At 73.9% G+C, this 16,653-nt stretch carries 13 protein-coding genes; 7 read left to right on the top strand and 6 right to left on the bottom strand.

The window, feature by feature from the left end:
• Positions 1-61: 61 nt before the first annotated feature.
• Positions 62-517, bottom strand: coding sequence for an Lrp/AsnC family transcriptional regulator (locus tag ABZZ17_RS17310; RefSeq protein ID WP_007262967.1), 456 nt, complete (start codon positions 515-517; stop codon positions 62-64).
• Positions 518-527: 10 nt separating this feature from the next.
• On the bottom strand, positions 528-1,982 hold the full coding sequence (locus ABZZ17_RS17305) for an amino acid permease (RefSeq protein ID WP_356876785.1): 1,455 nt from the start codon (positions 1,980-1,982) through the stop codon (positions 528-530).
• 494 nt (positions 1,983-2,476) lie between these two features.
• Between ABZZ17_RS17305 and ABZZ17_RS17300 the strand changes: the two genes are divergently transcribed.
• The 7 genes from ABZZ17_RS17300 (at position 2,477) to ABZZ17_RS17270 (ending at position 12,018) form a co-directional block, all read left to right on the top strand.
• On the top strand, positions 2,477-3,508 hold the full coding sequence (locus ABZZ17_RS17300) for a GDSL-type esterase/lipase family protein (protein WP_356876783.1): 1,032 nt from the start codon (positions 2,477-2,479) through the stop codon (positions 3,506-3,508).
• Positions 3,509-3,624: 116 nt separating this feature from the next.
• The gene (locus ABZZ17_RS17295; RefSeq protein WP_356876781.1) at positions 3,625-4,602 is read left to right on the top strand and encodes an SCO0930 family lipoprotein; all 978 of its coding nucleotides are present in this window, start codon (positions 3,625-3,627) and stop codon (positions 4,600-4,602) included.
• A 93-nt stretch (positions 4,603-4,695) separates the two neighbouring features.
• Positions 4,696-5,559: a LytTR family DNA-binding domain-containing protein gene (locus ABZZ17_RS17290; protein WP_356876779.1), complete on the top strand. Its 864-nt coding sequence runs from the start codon at positions 4,696-4,698 to the stop codon at positions 5,557-5,559.
• A 218-nt stretch (positions 5,560-5,777) separates the two neighbouring features.
• Entirely contained in the window at positions 5,778-6,053 is a 276-nt protein-coding gene (locus ABZZ17_RS17285; RefSeq protein WP_356876777.1) for a hypothetical protein, read from the top strand.
• Between the two features lie 91 nt (positions 6,054-6,144).
• On the top strand, positions 6,145-7,878 hold the full coding sequence (locus ABZZ17_RS17280) for a cation acetate symporter (protein ID WP_356876775.1): 1,734 nt from the start codon (positions 6,145-6,147) through the stop codon (positions 7,876-7,878).
• Positions 7,875-9,146 (top strand): histidine kinase, encoded by a 1,272-nt coding sequence (locus tag ABZZ17_RS17275; protein ID WP_356876773.1) that lies wholly within the window; start codon positions 7,875-7,877, stop codon positions 9,144-9,146. The genes ABZZ17_RS17280 and ABZZ17_RS17275 overlap by 4 nt, the downstream gene beginning before the upstream one ends.
• 16 nt (positions 9,147-9,162) lie before the next feature.
• Positions 9,163-12,018, top strand: a complete 2,856-nt coding sequence (locus ABZZ17_RS17270) for a LuxR C-terminal-related transcriptional regulator (protein ID WP_356876771.1) — start codon at positions 9,163-9,165, stop codon at positions 12,016-12,018.
• Positions 12,019-12,126: 108 nt separating this feature from the next.
• On the opposite strand, the gene ABZZ17_RS17265 is transcribed toward ABZZ17_RS17270, so the two are convergent.
• The 4 genes from ABZZ17_RS17265 to ABZZ17_RS17250 form a co-directional block, all read right to left on the bottom strand.
• Positions 12,127-12,675 carry a sigma-70 family RNA polymerase sigma factor gene (locus ABZZ17_RS17265; protein WP_356876769.1) on the bottom strand — a complete coding sequence of 183 codons (549 nt, stop codon included), beginning with the start codon at positions 12,673-12,675 and terminating at the stop codon, positions 12,127-12,129.
• Between the two features lie 220 nt (positions 12,676-12,895).
• Positions 12,896-14,338, bottom strand: coding sequence for a GuaB1 family IMP dehydrogenase-related protein (locus tag ABZZ17_RS17260; protein WP_356876767.1), 1,443 nt, complete (start codon positions 14,336-14,338; stop codon positions 12,896-12,898).
• 246 nt (positions 14,339-14,584) lie between these two features.
• Complete coding sequence (locus tag ABZZ17_RS17255; RefSeq protein ID WP_356876765.1) at positions 14,585-15,862, bottom strand: transposase; 1,278 nt, start codon at positions 15,860-15,862, stop codon at positions 14,585-14,587.
• 73 nt (positions 15,863-15,935) lie between these two features.
• Positions 15,936-16,580 carry a TMEM175 family protein gene (locus ABZZ17_RS17250; RefSeq protein WP_356876763.1) on the bottom strand — a complete coding sequence of 215 codons (645 nt, stop codon included), beginning with the start codon at positions 16,578-16,580 and terminating at the stop codon, positions 15,936-15,938.
• Positions 16,581-16,653 lie beyond the last annotated feature (73 nt).

The raw sequence follows: 16,653 nt of genomic DNA, 5'->3' as shown, positions 1-16,653 counted from the left end.
CCTCACACGCCCGTGTGACGGCCCCTTCGCGGGTTCCGCCGCCTCCGGGGCGCCGCCCCGGTCAGGCGGGTGCGCCGGAGGTGAAGCGGCGGAGCAGGGGGGAGAGCACGAGGACGGACTTGGTGCGTTCCACGAAGGGTTCGCCGGCGATGCGCTCCAGGACGCGCTCGAAGTGCCTCATGTCGGAGGCGAAGACCTGGACGAGGGCGTCCGCGTCGCCGGTGACGGTCGACGCGGACACCACCTCGGGGTACCGCTCCAGCCCTCGCCGGATGTCGTCCGGCGAGGTGTTGTGGCGACAGTAGATCTCGATGAAGCCCTCGGTCTCCCAGCCCATCGCGGCGGGGTCCACGCGGACCGTGAAGCCGGTGATGGCGCCTTCGGCCCGCAGCCGGTCGACGCGGCGTTTGACGGCGGGGGCGGAGAGTCCGACCTCGGAGCCGATGTCCGCGTAGGAACGCCGGGCGTCCTCGGCGAGGGCGTGCACGATGCGTTCGTCGAGATCGTTCAGTCGCACTGCGGGTGGATCACTTCTCTGCTGTGGCCAGTCGGGAGCGGCGGATGCCGTACAGGAAGTAGAACACGAGGCCCGCGGCCATCCAGCCACCGAAGACGATCCAGGTTGCGGTGTCCAGGCTGAACATCATGTAGCCGCAGGCGAGGAGGCCGAGGATCGGGGTGACGGGGAAGAGGGCGACCTTGAAGGTGCGCGGCATGTCCGGGCGGGTCCGGCGCAGGATGACGACGGCGACGTTGACGAGGCCGAAGGCGAAGAGGGTGCCGATGCTGGTGGCGTCGGCGAGCTTGCCCAGCGGGATGAAGGCGGCGAGGACTCCGCAGAAGAGGGAGACGATCACCACGTTGGCGCGGGGGGCGCCGGTCTTCCCGTCGACCTTGGCGAAGACCTTGGGGACGAGGCCGTCGCGGGACATGGCGAAGAGGATGCGGGTCTGGCCGTAGAGCACGGCGAAGACGACGGACGCGATGGCGACGACGGCGCCGGCGGCGAGGACGACACCCCAGAAGGTGTGGCCGGAGACGTCGGTCATGATCTGGGCGAGGGCGGCCTCGGTGCCCTTGAAGTCCTGCCACGGCATGGCGCCGACGGCGACGAACGCGACGAGGACGTACAGCACGGTGACGATCAGCAGCGAGAGCATGATCGCGCGGGGCAGGTCGCGCTTGGGGTTCTTGGCCTCTTCACCGGCGGTGGAGGCGGCGTCGAAGCCGATGTACGAGAAGAACAGGGTCGCGGCGCCCGCGCTGATGCCGGCGATGCCGAGGGGGGCGAGGGGGGCGTAGTTGCCGGCCTTGATGCCCATGAAGCCGATGCCGATGAAGAGCAGCAGCGTGACGATCTTCACCGCGACCATGATCGTGTTGATGCGGGCGCTCTCCTTGGCGCCGCGCATCAGGAAGACCATGGCGAGGAGGACGACGACCAGCGCGGGGAGGTTGATGAAGCCGCCCTCGCCGGCCGGGTTCGAGACCGCTTCGGGGATGGTGATCCCTATGGTGCCGTCGAGGAGCTCGTTGAGGTACTCGCCCCAGCCGACGGCGACCGCCGCGACGGACACCCCGTACTCCAGGACCAGGCACCAGCCGCAGATCCAGGCGATGAGCTCGCCCATGGTGGCGTACGCGTACGAGTACGAGGACCCGGAGACCGGGACCGATCCGGCCAGCTCCGCGTAGGACAGGGCGGAGAAGAGCGCGGTGAGGCCCGCGATGACGAAGGAGATCGTCACGGCCGGGCCGGCCTTGGGCGCGGCGGTGCCGAGGACGACGAAGATGCCGGTGCCCAGGGTGGCGCCGATGCTGATCATCGTCAGCTGCCACATGGTGAGGGAGCGGCGCAGCGAGCCGCCCTCGCCCTGGCCGCCTTCGGCGACCATCTGCTCGACCGGCTTGCGGCGCAGCAAAGGATGGGCAGGCTTGCGGGGCTCGGAGGTGAGCGGTGGCGCCTGGCCGGTTTCGAGCACGAGGGGACTCCTTTGACACTGCGGGTGGGGATTCAGGCGTCGACCGCAGCGGTCCGGAGCAGGAGCAGGCGGGCAGAGGAGCCCGCCTGGGCATGGGGGACCGCCGAGCAGGCGGTCCACGCCACTCCACGTACAGCGAGTGAGCCTACGAGCTGAGTGATACCGCCCGTAATGCACCATCCTTGCACATTGGCGAACGATCGTTGCGCGGATCTGTCCGGGATGGCCCTTTGTTGCGCGCGGATGATCGATCACTGCGCGGGGGCCTTCGGCGGGATTTCTTGACACCTCGTCAGATGTGTCGCAGCGTGCCGCCCTGGAGCCGGTCCGGCGGGGGCACGTGTCAGCGCCGCGCCCGGCGGCGGTCGGAACCGTCCCCTCCGGGGTACGGGAGAACCCGGCGGGCCCACGACAGACGCACGGACGGCAGGCAGCCAGACAGGCAGACAGGCAGACGGCACGAAGATCCCGTACCCGACGACCGGAGGCGACGAGTGAGAGAACCGAGCCCGAGCCACAGCCCGAGCCCCGAGGGCCCGTGGCAGGACCCCGCGCCCTTCCTGCGCGGGGTCGCCTGGCTGGACAAGGGCCGGCCCGTGCGCGCCGACCCGGCGGACACCATGCGGCTGCCCTGGGACACGGGCGAGCGGGCCACCCTCCCCATAGGGGTGCGTCTGGAGTTCACCACCGCCTCCGCGCACGCCGTGGAGATCCGCTACCGGGCGACGGTGCCCGGCCCCACCGACGCCCTGCGCGACCTGGCGCACGGCTTCGCGCTGTGGAACCGCCACGGGCTGCTCACCGAGGTCTTCACCGAACCCGCCGCGGAATCCGTCGTACGCCTCGAACTGCCGCACGGTGGCGGCCCCTTCACCCTCCACCCGCCCGAGGCGCAGTCCCCCCTGATCCTGGGGCTGCGCGGCGTCGGCGGCGCCCTCGCGCCCGCCCCCGCCGCCCCGCGCTGGGTCGTCCACGGCGACTCCATCACCGAGGGCTGGTGGTCCACCCGGCCCGCCCACGGCTGGCCGTCGGTCACGGGCCGGGCGATGGGCTGGGACGCGGTGAACCTCGGCTACGCGGGCGCCGCGCGCGGGGAACTCGCCACCGCCGAGCAGCTCTCCGCGCTCCCCGCCGACGTCCTCACCCTCGCCTTCGGCACCAACTGCTGGTCCCGCGTGCCCTACTCCGCCGCGCTGCTGTACGAGACCACCCGCACCTTCCTCGACCTGATCCGCCAGGGCCACCCGCGGACCCCCCTGCTGCTCCTCTCCCCCGTGCTGCGCCCCGACGCCGAACGCACCCCGAACCGGCTCGGCGCCACCCTGGGCGCCCTGCGCGACGCGATGGAGCGGGCGACCCGGGACCGGATCGCCGCCGGGGACGGCCGCCTGGCCCTGCTGCCGGGCCGTGACCTGCTGGGATCCGAGCACCTCGCGGACGGTCTGCACCCCAACGACGCCGGACACCGGGTTCTCGGCCTCGCTGTGGCCACGGCCCTGCGCCGGTCCGGGTTCGACGGCGGGTGAGTGAAACAGGTCATAGCGATCCCGCTGAACGGATCGCTCTCCCCGCCCCGTGTTCTGCGCAAGTTGCCGCGGTCCGGCGACGGACACGGCAGACACCACACGTGGGAGAGATCAACATGGGTATCAAGCGCGGAAGTTCCCTGGCTGCGGTCGCCATCGTCGTCGCCCTCACGGCGACGGCCTGCGGCGGGGACGACAAGGCGGCCGACAACACCAAGCCGGCCGGCGCCGCCGCGGCCGCCCCGGCTCCCGCCTCCGACGCCTACGGCAGCGACAAGCCCTCCGAGTACGGCGCGGGCGCCGCGGACGGCGCCGCTAAGCCCGCCGGGCAGCTGACCGTCGCCGGCACCGAGCAGCTCGGCCCGGTCCTCACCGACAGCGCCGGACTCACCCTCTACCGGTTCGACAAGGACACCGCCAAGCCCCCGGCCTCGAACTGCGAGGGCGACTGCGCCAAGACCTGGCCGGTGGTCGCCGCGGGCGACGTGACGGCCGCCGCGGGCATGGACCCGGCCGTGCTGGGCGAGGTGGTCCGCAAGGACGGCAGCAAGCAGCTGACGGTGGGCGGCTGGCCCGCGTACCGCTTCGCCAAGGACACCAAGCCGGGCGACCTGAACGGGCAGGGAGTCGGCGGCACCTGGTTCGCCCTGGCCCCTGACGGCAAGAAGGCCGCGAAGGCGGCCGCCGCGCCCGCCCCGGCCGGCTCGGAAGGCGCGGAGGGCGCCAAGGGCGCGGAGGGGGCCCTCACCGTCGCCAAGGACCCCAAGCTCGGGGAGCACATCGTCGACGGCAAGGGCATGACGGTCTACCGCTTCAAGCCGGACACCGCCTGGCCGATGGTCTCCAAGTGCGAGGGCGACTGCGTGGCCAAGTGGCCGGTCGTCGCGCCGGTCGACAAGGCCAACGCCAAGGGCATCGTCGAGAAGAACTACCTGGTCCTCGACCGCCCCGACGGCAAGAAGCAGCAGACGGTCGACTGCTGGCCCGTCTACACCTTCACCGGTGACAAGAAGCCCGGCGACACCAACGGCCAGGGCGTCGGCGGCACCTGGTACGCGGTCTCCCCCGAAGGCAAGCTCATCACCGTGAAGTAACCCGCCCCGGACCGCGCGGCCCCTGCCCACATCCCCCCTGGGCAGGGGCCGCGCACCGTTTGCGGGGGCGCGGCCGTTGCCTACACTCGGCCCATGCTGCGCGCCCTGGCCGTCGACGACGAGAAGCCCCTCCTGGAAGAGCTCCTGTACCTGCTGCGCTCGGACCCCCGGGTGAGCAGCGCGGAGGGCGCCTCGGATGCCACGGAGGCGCTGCGCCGGATCACACGGGCGCTGGAGAGCGGCCCGGACGGCCCCGACGGCATCGACGTGGTGTTCCTCGACATCCAGATGGCCGGGCTGACCGGGCTGGACATCGCCCGGCTGCTGTCCGGGTTCGCCCGGCCGCCGCTGATCGTGTTCGTCACCGCCCACGAGGGGTTCGCCGTGCAGGCCTTCGACCTCAAGGCCGTGGACTACGTGCTCAAGCCGGTACGGCCGGAGCGGCTCGCCGAGGCCGTCCGCCGGGCCCGCGCCCAGCTCGGCCGTCCCGCGCCGGCACCGGAGCCCGGGACGGGCGCCGTGCCCGCCGTCCCGCCGCCCTCCCCGGCCGCCGTCCCCGCCGGCCCGTCGGCGCCCCCGGCGCCGCGCCGGCCGGCCGCGGAGGCGGGCGTCGCCGAACGCGCCCCGGACCAGATCGCCGTCGAACTGGGCGGGGTCACACGGTTCGTGGCGATCGCGGACATCGCCTACGTCGAGGCGCAGGGGGACTACGCCCGGCTGCACACCGACGACGGCAGCCACCTGGTGCGGATCCCGCTCTCCACGCTGGAGGAACGCTGGGCGGCCCGGGGATTCGTACGGATCCACCGGCGGCACCTGGTGGCGCTGGGCCGCATCGACGAACTGCGCCTGGACTCCGGCACGACGAGCGTCCGGGTGGGCTCGGCGGAGCTCCAGGTCAGCCGGCGCCACGCGCGCGAACTGCGGGACCTCCTGATGCGCCAGGCAACGGGCTGACCGCCGCCCCCTGCCGTCCCTTGCCGCCCCGACGGCCCGGCGACGCCGCCCGCCCCGGCGCCCGACCGTACGACCGTCCGGCGTGCGAGGGCGCCGTTCGTCGCGCCGGGGCGGGCGTACGGCGATCCGCCGGGGCCGTCGGCCGCAGCGGCCGTCCGGACCGGCGGCCGCGTCGCGGGGCGCGCGTATCGTGGATCTTCCTGCCCGGGAGGAGCCAGATGTCCGAGATCGAGGCGCTGCTCGACGCGCTGACCGGACTGCCCCGGACCCGGGCCGCCGGGCCCGCCGAGGCCGAGGCCCTGCTGGCGCGGCTGCGCAGTGCGGCCGCCCGCTGGGCCGACGTGCTCTACGAGGCCCGCGAGGGCACCCGGCAGCAGCTGCCGCCCCGCGCGGAGGCGGCCCTGACGCTCGCGTTCCGGCGTGCCGAGGAGTCGTACGTGGAACTGGAGATCGCCCTCCGGGACTGCGCGGAACACCGCGACCCGGCCCTCTGACAGCCGGCGGATCGTGCCGGATCGTGCCTGTTCCCCGGCGCGGGGCGGTGCATAGACTCCGGTCACCCCCTCCCCCGTCGAAGGAACACCGGTGAACCAGACGTACGCGCTGACCGCGGTCACCGTAGTCGTCCTGGTCACGGTCCTCGTCGGGGCGCTGGGCCTGCGGATATCGCGGACCACCTCCGACTTCTACGTCGCCTCGCGCACCGTCGGGCCCCGCCTGAACGCGGCGGCCATCAGCGGCGAGTACCTCTCCGCCGCCTCCTTCCTCGGCGTCGCGGGACTGGTGCTGCTCCAGGGGCCGGAGATGCTCTGGTATCCCGTCGGGTACACCGCCGGCTACCTGGTGCTGCTGGTGCTGGTCGCGGCCCCGCTGCGGCGGTCGGGGGCCTACACGCTGCCCGACTTCGCCGAGGCCCGGCTCCAGTCGCGGGCGGTGCGCCGGATCGCCGTGCTGTTCGTGCTCGGCGTCGGCTGGCTCTACCTGCTCCCGCAGTTGCAGGGCGCGGGCCTGACCCTGGAGATCCTCACCGGGGCCCCGCACTGGGCGGGCGGGGTCGTCGTCGCCTTCGTCGTCACGGCGGCCGTCGCGGCGGGCGGCATGCGCAGCATCACCTTCGTCCAGGCCTTCCAGTACTGGCTCAAGCTCACCGCCCTGCTGGTGCCCGCCTTCTTCCTGATCGCCGCCTGGGCGGGGGACGGCGCGCCGCGCGCCTCCTTCGACGCCCCGGCGGTGTTCCGCGAGCACACCTCCGTCACGCTCGCCGAGGACGTCCGGCTGTCGCTGGACGCGCCGCTGACGGTGACGGTGACGGGCCGGGTCGACGGGACCCCGTACACCGGCGCCCCGGTGACCCTGCCGGCCGGCGTCCACACCGCCGAGGCCCGCACCCGCCTGGAGTTCGCCCCGGACAGCGTGGTGCCGGGCGCCCGCGCGGGAACGGCCGCCGGTACGGAGCCCAGCTGGTCGGCGCCGCTGTCCGGGGAGCGGCGCGTGCACCGGCTGTACGCCACGTACGGGCTGATCCTCGCCACGTTCCTCGGCACCATGGGCCTGCCGCACGTCGCGGTGCGCTTCTACACCAGCCCCGACGGGCGGGCCGCCCGGCGCACCACCCTGGTCGTGCTCGGTCTGCTCGGGGTGTTCTACCTGCTGCCGCAGGTGTACGGGGCCCTCGGCCGGATCTACGCGCCCGAACTGGCCCTGACCGGCGACGCGGACGCGGCGGTGCTCGTGCTGCCCGAACGGATGCTGGGCGGGCTGCTCGGCGAGCTGCTGGGGGCGCTGCTGGCCGGGGGCGCGTTCGCCGCGTTCCTGTCGACGGCCTCGGGACTGACCGTGGCCGTGGCCGGGGTACTGCACCAGGACGTGCTGCCGTGGCGCGGGGTGGGGACGTTCCGCTGGGCCGTGGTGCTGGCGATGGCGGTGCCGCTGGCGGGCTCGGTGGCGGCCACCCAGGTGCCGGTCGCGGACGCGGTCGGGCTGGCCTTCGCCGTGTCGGCGTCCTCCTTCTGCCCGCTGCTGGTGCTGGGGATCTGGTGGCGCGGGCTGACCCCGCCGGGTGCGGTCGCCGGGCTGCTCACCGGTGGCGGGGCCGCGCTGGGCGCCGTGCTGGCGACGCGGGCCGGGCTGGCGCCGTCCGGCTGGGCGCACGCCCTGCTGGCCTGGCCGGCGGTGTGGTCGGTGCCGCTGGGCTTCCTGACGATGGTGCTGGTGTCGCTGGCCACGCGGTCGCGGATCCCGGCCGGTACGGCGGCGGCGCTGGCCCGGCTGCACCTGCCCGAAGCCGTGGCCGGGGACCGGGCGGGGGCCCCGCGGTGACCGGGGCGGCGCTCGCGGTGCTGGCCGTGACGGGTGCGGCGCTGCTGCTGGGTCTGGGGTGGGCCGCCGGCCGGTGGCACGCGGTGCGCGGGGAACGGGCCGCCGGGCTGGACCTGGGTACCCCCGTCGAGCGGGCCACCTTCCACACCCTGCACACCGCCTCGCTGGCCGCTCCCCCGCTGCGGGCCGGGCTCACCGAGGACGCCGCCCGCAAGGCGGCCCGGAGGCTGCGTTCCCTGCTCGGCACGGAGGCCCTGTGCCTGACGGACCGGGAGACGGTGCTGGCCTGGGACGGCCCGGGCGCCGACCACCACCAGCGGCGGGCGATGGCGCGGGTCGCGCAGGTGCTGGAGTCGGGGCGCAGCCAGAGCGTGCGGACGGACTGCCAGCGGGTCGGATGCCCCCTGAAGTGGGCGGTGTTCGCCCCGCTCACCGGTGAGGACGGGATGCTGGGGGCGCTCGTCGCCTACGGTTCGCGGGAGTCGGCGGTCCTGGTGCGGGCCGCGACGGAGGTGGCCCGCTGGGTGTCCGTCCAGCTGGAGCTGTCGGAGCTGGACCGGGCGCGGACCGGGCTGATGGAGGCGGAGATCAAGGCGCTGCGGGCGCAGATCTCCCCGCACTTCATCTTCAACTCCCTCGCCGCGATCGCCTCCTTCGTGCGCACCGATCCGGAGCGGGCCCGGGAGCTGCTGCTGGAGTTCGCGGACTTCACCCGGTACTCGTTCCGGCGGCACGGGGACTTCACGACGCTGGCGGAGGAACTGCGGTCGATCGAGCAGTACCTGGCCCTGGCCGGGGCCCGGTTCGGGGACCGGCTGAAGGTCACGTTGCAGGTGGCGCCGGAGGTGCTGCCGGTGGCGGTGCCGTTCCTGTGCCTGCAGCCGCTGGTGGAGAACGCCGTGAAGCACGGGCTGGAGGACTCCACGGCGGAGTGCCGGATCACGATCGCCGCCCGGGACGCGGGCTCGGAGGCGGTGCTGACCATCGAGGACAACGGGGTCGGGATGGAGCCGGCGCTGCTGCGGCGGATCCTGGCCGGGGAGCGGCCGGGTTCGGCGGGGATCGGGCTGCCCAACGTGGACGAGCGGATGCGGCAGGTCTACGGGGACGCGTACGGGCTCGTCATCGAGACGGGTGTCGGCGCCGGCATGAAGATCACCGTACGGATCCCCAAATACCGGGCGGGCGTGCACAGTTCCGGGCCGGGAAGCGGCAGAACGGGACCCCGCCGGGCCGGGCCGTGGCATCCTGCGGACGGCGCGGCGTGACGGAGGGGCGGCCGGCGTGCGGGTCGGGCGGGAACGGCAACGGGAAGAACTGAGGGAGTGGGTGCGGCGGGGCCCGGGCGGCGGGCTCCTGGTGGTGGAGGGCGAACCCGGCGCGGGCCGGACCCGGCTGGTCCGGGAGGCGGTGGCCGAGGCGGAGGCGCTCGGCCTGGGCGTGCGGTACGGCGCCGCCGAGGCCCTCGGGGTGGGTCTGCCGCTGCGCGCGGCACTGGACTGCCTGTACCCGGACGGCGGGGCCGGCCCCGGGGGCCCGGACGGCGGCCCGCGCCCGCCCGGCCCGGACGGCGCCCCGGCTGCGCCCGGTGCGGGGCGGGCCGCCGTGATCGCGCTGCTGCGGGAGGCCGGGGCGGCGCAGCGGCCCGGCGGGGCGCTGCTGGCCGCGATGGACCTGCTGGTGGCGGCGGTCGAGGGGTGGTGTGCGCGGGGGCCGCTGCTGCTGGTGCTGGACGACCTGCACTGGGCGGACCCGGCGACGCTGCTGGTGTGGGGCCGGCTCGTCCGGGCGGCGCGGGCGGGACGGCTCCCGCTGCTCCTCGCGGCGACCCGGCAGCCGCTGCCCCGGCGGCCCGAGGTGGAGCTGCTGTGCGCGGAGCCGGGCGGGGCCGTGGTGCGGCTGGATCCGCTGGGGCCGCAGGACTCGGACGAGCTGGTCCGGGAGCTGCTGGGGGCGCCGCCCGGGCCCCGGCTGCGGGAGGCGGCCGCGCTGGCGGGCGGCAACCCGCGGCTGCTGCGGGACCTGCTGGGTGCCTGGTCGCCGGCCCTGCGGGTGGTGGGCGGCGTCGCCGAACCGGGACCCGGAGCCGGCGGGTTGCCGGACCCGCCCGCCTCCGTGGCCCGGGGGCTGGACCACCTCTCCCGGGCGGCCTGTGCCTGCCTGCGGCACGCGGCGCTGCTCGGAGCCCGGTTCACGCCGCGCGAACTGGCCCTCGTACAGGACAGGCCGGTGCGGGAGCTGCTCGCGGAACTGGAGGAGCCGGTGCTGGCGGGCCTGCTGGAAGACACCGGCGAGGTGCTGCGCTTCCGCCATCCGGCGCTCCGCCGGGCCCTGTACCTGGACACCCCCGCCGCCGTCCGAGCCGCCCTGCACCAGGACGCGGCGCGGGCCTTCGCCCGGGCGGGCCTGGAACCGGTGCGCATCGCCGAGCAGTTGCTGGGGGCCGGGGCGCCGGACGCGTGGGCGGTGCGCTGGCTGGCCGGCTCCGCGCAGGACCTCCTCCCGGTGGCCCCGGAGACGGCCGCCGAGCTGCTGGAACGGGCGCTCGCGCACGGCCCGCGCGAGGACCGGGCGGCCCTGGACGTCCTGGAGGAGGCGCTGGCGGACGCGGCGCTGCTGCTGCGCCGCCCCGAGTCGGAGCTGCTGCTGGACGCCCTGCGCGAGCGGGCCGCCGATCCCGACCGGAGGGCGGCGCTCGCCTTCAAGCTGGTGTCGGCGCTGATGATCCGGGGCGACATGGAACGCTGCCTGGCGGTCACGGAGCGGGCGCTGGCGGAGTCCTTCCCGTCGGCTTCGCACCGGCTGCGCCTGGAGGCCTGCCGGGTGCTGGCGCTGGCCGACCTGCGGCGCCCGCAGGAGGCGTACGCGCTGGCGGGGCCGGTGGTGGCGGAGGCGGCCCGGCTGGGAGACCCGCTCTGCGGGGCGGAGGCGCAGCACGCGATGGCCTACGCGCTGTTCCACCTGAGCCGGGGGCGGGAGTCGCTGCGGCACGTGGCGGAGGGGATCGCGTACGCCCGCCGCTGCCCGGCGGCGGACGACATGCGGCTGCTGCTGCTCGCCAACCAGGCGGAGGGGCACATCCGCTTCGACGAGCCCGAGGTCGTCGCGGCGGCGCTGAGCGAGGCGCGGGAGCTGGCCGTGCGGACGCGGTCGACGGGGCGGCTGGTGGTGGTCGAGGCCCGGCTGGCGGAGTTCCACTACCGGCTCGGGGACTGGGACGCGGCCCTGGACCGGGTGGCGCGGGCGGACGGCCTGCCGGTGTCGGACGGCTGGCTCCCGGTGGTGGTGCGCGGCCTGCGGGCGCTGGTGCTGGGGCACCGCGACGAGCGGGAGGGGGCGGCGGCGGAGCTGGCGGCCCTGCCGTCGGACGCGTTCGCCTCGGCGGCGGCCCGCCGTTACGGCTCCCACGTGCTGCTGGCGCGGGCCCTGGCGGCGGAACGGGACGGCCGGCCGACCGAAGCGCTCGCCGCGTTGCTGCCCGCGCTGGCGGAGGAGGGTCAGGAGGCCACGGTGTACGACCGGCCCTGGGTGCTGTCGGAGGTGGTGCGGCTCGCCCTGGAGTGCGGGGATCCGGGTACGGCGCGGGCGGCTGTGGCGGCGTGCGTACGGGCGGCGGCCGACCTGGCCGAGTACCCGGGCCCGGCGCTGGCCCTGCTGCGCTGCCGGGGGCTGTTCGGGCAGGATCCGGAGCTGCTCGCGCGGGCGGTGGCGCGGGCGGACCGGGCCGGGTGGCCGCTGCCGCGGGGGCACACCCTGGAGGACCTCGCGGTGGCGCGGGCGTGGCGCGGCGATCTGGCGGGCGCGCGGGAGGCGCTGGCGGCCGCGGTGGCGGTGTACGAGGGCCTCGGTGCGCGGTGGGACGTCGCGCGGGCCGACGCCCGGCTGCGGACCCTGGGCGTCCGCCGGGGCAGCCGTTCGGCCCGGCGGCGGGCGGCCGGGGGCTGGGCGGCGTTGACGCCGGCGGAGCTGAAGGTGGCCCTGCTGGTGGCGCAGGGCAGGTCCAACCCGGAGATCGCGGACGCCCTGTTCCTGTCGCCCCGCACGGTGCAGACCCACGTCTCGCACATCCTGGCCAAACTCCAGGTCCGCTCCCGGGCGGGCGTGGCCGCCGAGGCGGCCCGCGTCCCCCGGACGCCGTAGGCCGGCCGACCGTCAGGGTGTGGACCGGTCCGTACGGTCCACACCCGTCGGCCGGTCCGCCCCGCCCCGCCTCGCCTCGCCTCGCCCGGAGCCTCCTGAGCCGCGTCCTCAGGGCGTCTCCGCCGTGGCGTCGTAGCCGGGCAGGCGGGCGCGCAGGGCCCGCAGGGCGTAGTGGGAGCGGGATTTCACCGTTCCGGCCGGCACTCCCAGGGCTTCGGCGGCCTCGCGCACCGACGCCCCGCGGAAGTACAGCTGGACCAGGACGGCCCGGTGGTCGGGGTTCAGGGTGCGCAGCGCTTCCCGGAGGTCGAGGGCGGCGACGGCCTGCTCGGTGCGGTCATCGGCGGCCGGGGCCTGCTCCAGGGCCTCCGGGCCGACCTCGGCGGGCCGCGACAGCCGGGCCCGCCGGGCGTCGATGGCCAGCCGCCGGGCGACGGTGTACAGCCAGGGCCGCAGGGAGGCGTGGTCGGTGCTCTCCAGGGCCTCGGGGTGTTTCCAGGCCCGGACGAGGGTCTCCTGGACGAGGTCCTCGGCGCGGTGCCGGTCCCCGCGGGTGAGGGCGAGGAGGAACCCGAGGAGCGCCTTGCCGTGCTCGCGGTGGAGCCGTGCGAAGGTGTGCTCTTCGGTGGTGCGGCGCGCGAGGGTGGTGGTGGTCACCTGTGTCACCCCTTCCGGTCGGATGCCCCGAGCCTCGCCGGGACGGCGGACGGAGTTATCCGCCGCCTGGCGGACCCGGCGCCGACCGGTCGAACGGCACGCCGAACGGGCCAGTGGCAGCCGCCCGGCCCCGGACACGCCCGTGGCCCCGGTCCCACCCCGGTGAGGGGGCGGGACCGGGGCCACGGGGCGCCGGCGTGCGGTGGGCCGTACGGAGGTACTAGCTCCAGCTGGCGTGCAGCGGCTTGCCCTCGGCGTAGCCGGCGGCGGACTGGATGCCGACGACGGCCTTCTCCTCGAACTCCGCGAGGGAGCCCGCACCGGCGTAGGTGCAGGAGGAGCGGACACCGGCGATGATCGAGTCGATCAGGTCCTCGACGCCCGGGCGGGTCGGGTCGAGGAACATGCGCGAGGTGGAGATGCCCTCCTCGAACAGCGCCTTGCGGGCGCGGTCGTAGGCGGACTCCTCGGAGGTGCGGTTGCGCACGGCGCGGGCCGAGGCCATGCCGAAGGACTCCTTGTAGAAGCGCCCGTCGGCGGACTGCTGGAGGTCGCCCGGGGACTCGTACGTACCGGCGAACCAGGAGCCGATCATGACGTTGGAGGCGCCGGCGGCCAGGGCCATCGCGACGTCGCGCGGGTGACGGACACCGCCGTCGGCCCAGACGTGCTTGCCGTACTTCTTCGCCTCGGCGGCGCACTCCAGGACCGCGGAGAACTGCGGGCGGCCCACGCCGGTCATCATGCGGGTGGTGCACATGGCGCCGGGGCCCACACCGACCTTGATGATGTCGGCGCCGGCGTCGATGAGGTCCTTGACGCCCTCGGCGGCGACGATGTTGCCGGCGACGATCGGGACGTGCGGGTCCAGCGCGCGGACGGCCTTGATCGCGTTGATCATCGATTCCTGGTGGCCGTGGGCCGTGTCGATGACCAGCGTGTCCACACCGGCGTCCAGCAGCTGCTTGGCCTTGGCGGCGAAGTCGCCGTTGATGCCGACGGCCGCGGCGATGCGCAGCTTGCCGTTGGCGTCGGTGGCCGGGGTGTACAGGGTGGCGCGCAGGGCGCCCTTGCGGGTCAGGATGCCGACGAGGCGGCCGTCCTTGTCGACGGCGGGGGCCAGCTTGCGGTGGCCCGCGTCGAGCTGGTTGAAGGCGTCGCGGGGGTCGATGTCGGCGTCGATGAGCAGGAGCTCCTTCGACATGACCTCGGAGAGCTGGGTGAAGCGGTCCACGCCGGTGAGGTCGTGGTCGGTGACGACGCCGATCGGGCGGTTGTCGGCGTCGACGACCACGCCGGCGCCGTGGGCGCGCTTCGGCAGCAGGGAGAGGGCGTCGGCGACGGTCTGGGTGGGCGCCAGCGTGATCGGGGTGTCGAGCACGTGGTGGCGGGTCTTCACCCAGGAGATGACGTCGGTGACGATCTCGATCGGGATGTCCTGCGGGATGACGACGATCCCGCCGCGGCGGGCGACGGTCTCGGCCATGCGGCGGCCCGCGATGGCGGTCATGTTCGCCACGACGAGGGGAATGGTGGTGCCGGTGCCGTCGGGCGAGGAGAGGTCCACACCCTGCCGGGAACCGACCGCTGAGCGGCTCGGCACCATGAACACATCGTCGTACGTCAGGTCGTACGGCGGCTTCAGGTCATTGAGGAAACGCACGTGCTGAACATCCCAGTCGATCGAAGGATCCTTCTATGGCCTCGACGGGGCGCCGAGGAAACGCACGTACTTCATTCTCCCATGACCTGGCGTTCGCGCCGCCCGGGCCGATCCTCCAGGACATTCCGGGCCGTGTGGTTCTTTCCTACGGGACCTTGGTCCCGTAGGCGAAGGGAGGGGTCTACGGGACCTTGGTCCCGTAGGCGAGGGAAGGGGTCTACGGGACCTTGGTCCCGATGTCCGGCATCAGCGGATGTACGCGCGGCGCGGGGACTGGCCGGGGACGAGCGGCCGGGGCGGCAGTACGGCGGCCGGCCGGGCGGGGAGCGGGGAGCGCAGGGTGGAGGGGGGCACGGGCTCGTGGTGTCCGCCGGTCCCGAGCAGCCGGGCCGCGTGGGCCACGCTGGCGAGGGTGGCGTGGTGGTGCCAGCCGCGGAAGGAGCGGCCTTCGAAGTCCCGGATCCCGACGGGTTCGCTGGTCTCGGCGAAGTCCAGGGAGACCCGGTCGGTGAGCTTGGCCAGCAGGAAGAGCTGGGCGAGGGGCCGGTCTCCGATGTTGGTGATCCAGAACTCGGAGGGCAGCAGGGCGGTTTCGGTCCAGGCGCCGAACAGGAGCAGGGGGGTGGGCGGTGCGGGCGCGGGCCGGTCCTCGCAGGGGGTGGCGAGGATGGGGGCCGAGGTGAGCAGGGTGACCGCTCCCTCGGTGCGGCCGTGCCGGGTCCATTCGACGACCCGGCGCTGGGAGCGCAGCGAGTCGATGAGCTCGCGGGCGGGTGCGGTGTGCGGCCCGGGTTTGTGGCGGCCGGCGCCGCCGAAGGAGACGGGCAGGGAGCCGTCGACCTTGAGGACGAAGGGGATGTCCTGGAGGGCGAAGGCCTCGATGGTCTGCGGGAGGTCGGTGTTGGAGACGTCCATCACCACCGGCCGGCGCTGGAGCTGCCAGGTCGCGGCCATCCGCTGGACGGCGTGCACGGCGTCCTGGGCGGGGGTGAGGGAGCGTGCGGTGTCGGGGATGCCGGCCCGGCGGCGGCGGAGCAGTTCGCTGGTCCAGGGGCCGGGGAGGGTGAGGGTCCATTCGACGGGGAAGCTGGCGTCGCTGGAGGCGAGCCAGATCCCGCCGGCCTGCTGACAGTTGGCGGTGCGGCCGAGCTGGGGGACGAACTGCCGGCCGACGCCCACGGACCGGTCTCCGGCCTTCTCGATGACCATGGGCTGCACCACCCATGCCAGGGGTCGCTGGGCGGTGCGTTCCAGGTGCTGGGCGAGGGAGCGGCGGACCGGTGTCCAGTCCCAGGGGGATTTGCTGATGAACTGCTGGAGGCTCTGTTCGACGGAACTGGCTCCGGTTCCGGCGATGTTACGGATCGTTTTCTTCCCGCTGGTCCGCACGAGGCCGTTCAGATAAACACGGGCCCAGTTCCGCTGGTCCCGCCGGGGTAAGGATTCGAAAAACAGCGAGATCAGCACGTCGATCAAATCGGAGATTTCCTTCGCGGATTCCTCCGGCAGGACTGCGCGAGCCATCTGGGCCTCCCCCGCGACCAGACTAGATCCTTTACCCTACTTGACCGCGGAGAACGGCCGTAGGCCCGGGCGGCTACTTCCTGAGGTCGCTGACAGATTCGAGCCGCTCTTCCCCTACCACGAGCGGGATGGGGATCTGGTTCGCCGCGTAGTAGAGCGCGATCAGGAAATGTGCGACGAGAGTGAGGGGTGCCGAGAAGAAGGACAGAACAACGGTCAAGGGGTAGGCGACCGCGCCCAGTCCGAATCGGATCCTCGTGGCCCGGGCGACTTCCTTGTCCACGGTTTCGTGGAAGAGGTGACCGACCTGGGTGACGTACCACCAGAAGCCCAGGAAGGCGAGAGCGTACACGACGGTCCACGAACTGTAGAGGATGGCGGCCACGTTGGCCGATTCCCCGTCCGTGAGGTGTTCGGCGAGCACGTTGGTCGTATACGGAATCACCGAAACCACCATCAGCACCAGGAGGTTCAGGAACAACAGCGGTCGGTCGACCCGCTTGAGGTGGCTGAAGATCGTGTGGTGGTTCACCCACATCACGCCGATGATGAGGAAACTCACCAGATAAGCGGCGTAGTGCGGCCATTGTTCCCAGAGCCCGTGCCAGAGTGCGGTCCCCTCCTCTTCCGGAACCTTTAACTCCAGCACGAGAATCGTGATCACGATGGCGAATACGCCGTCACTGAAAGCCTCTACGCGGTTGGTTTCCTGCTCCATGACCTCCCCTTCACCGATTCGTCCGCGTGTGCGGGGAGGGCACTTCCCCCGCCCTCCCCGCACACGCTACCCA

Origin of the sequence: Streptomyces sp. NPDC006512 (assembly GCF_040611935.1) — a bacterium.
Classification (GTDB): Bacteria; Actinomycetota; Actinomycetes; order Streptomycetales; family Streptomycetaceae; genus Streptomyces.
The sequence above is the reverse complement of the archived record's forward strand: the minus strand, read 5'-3'. Positions and strand labels throughout refer to the sequence as shown.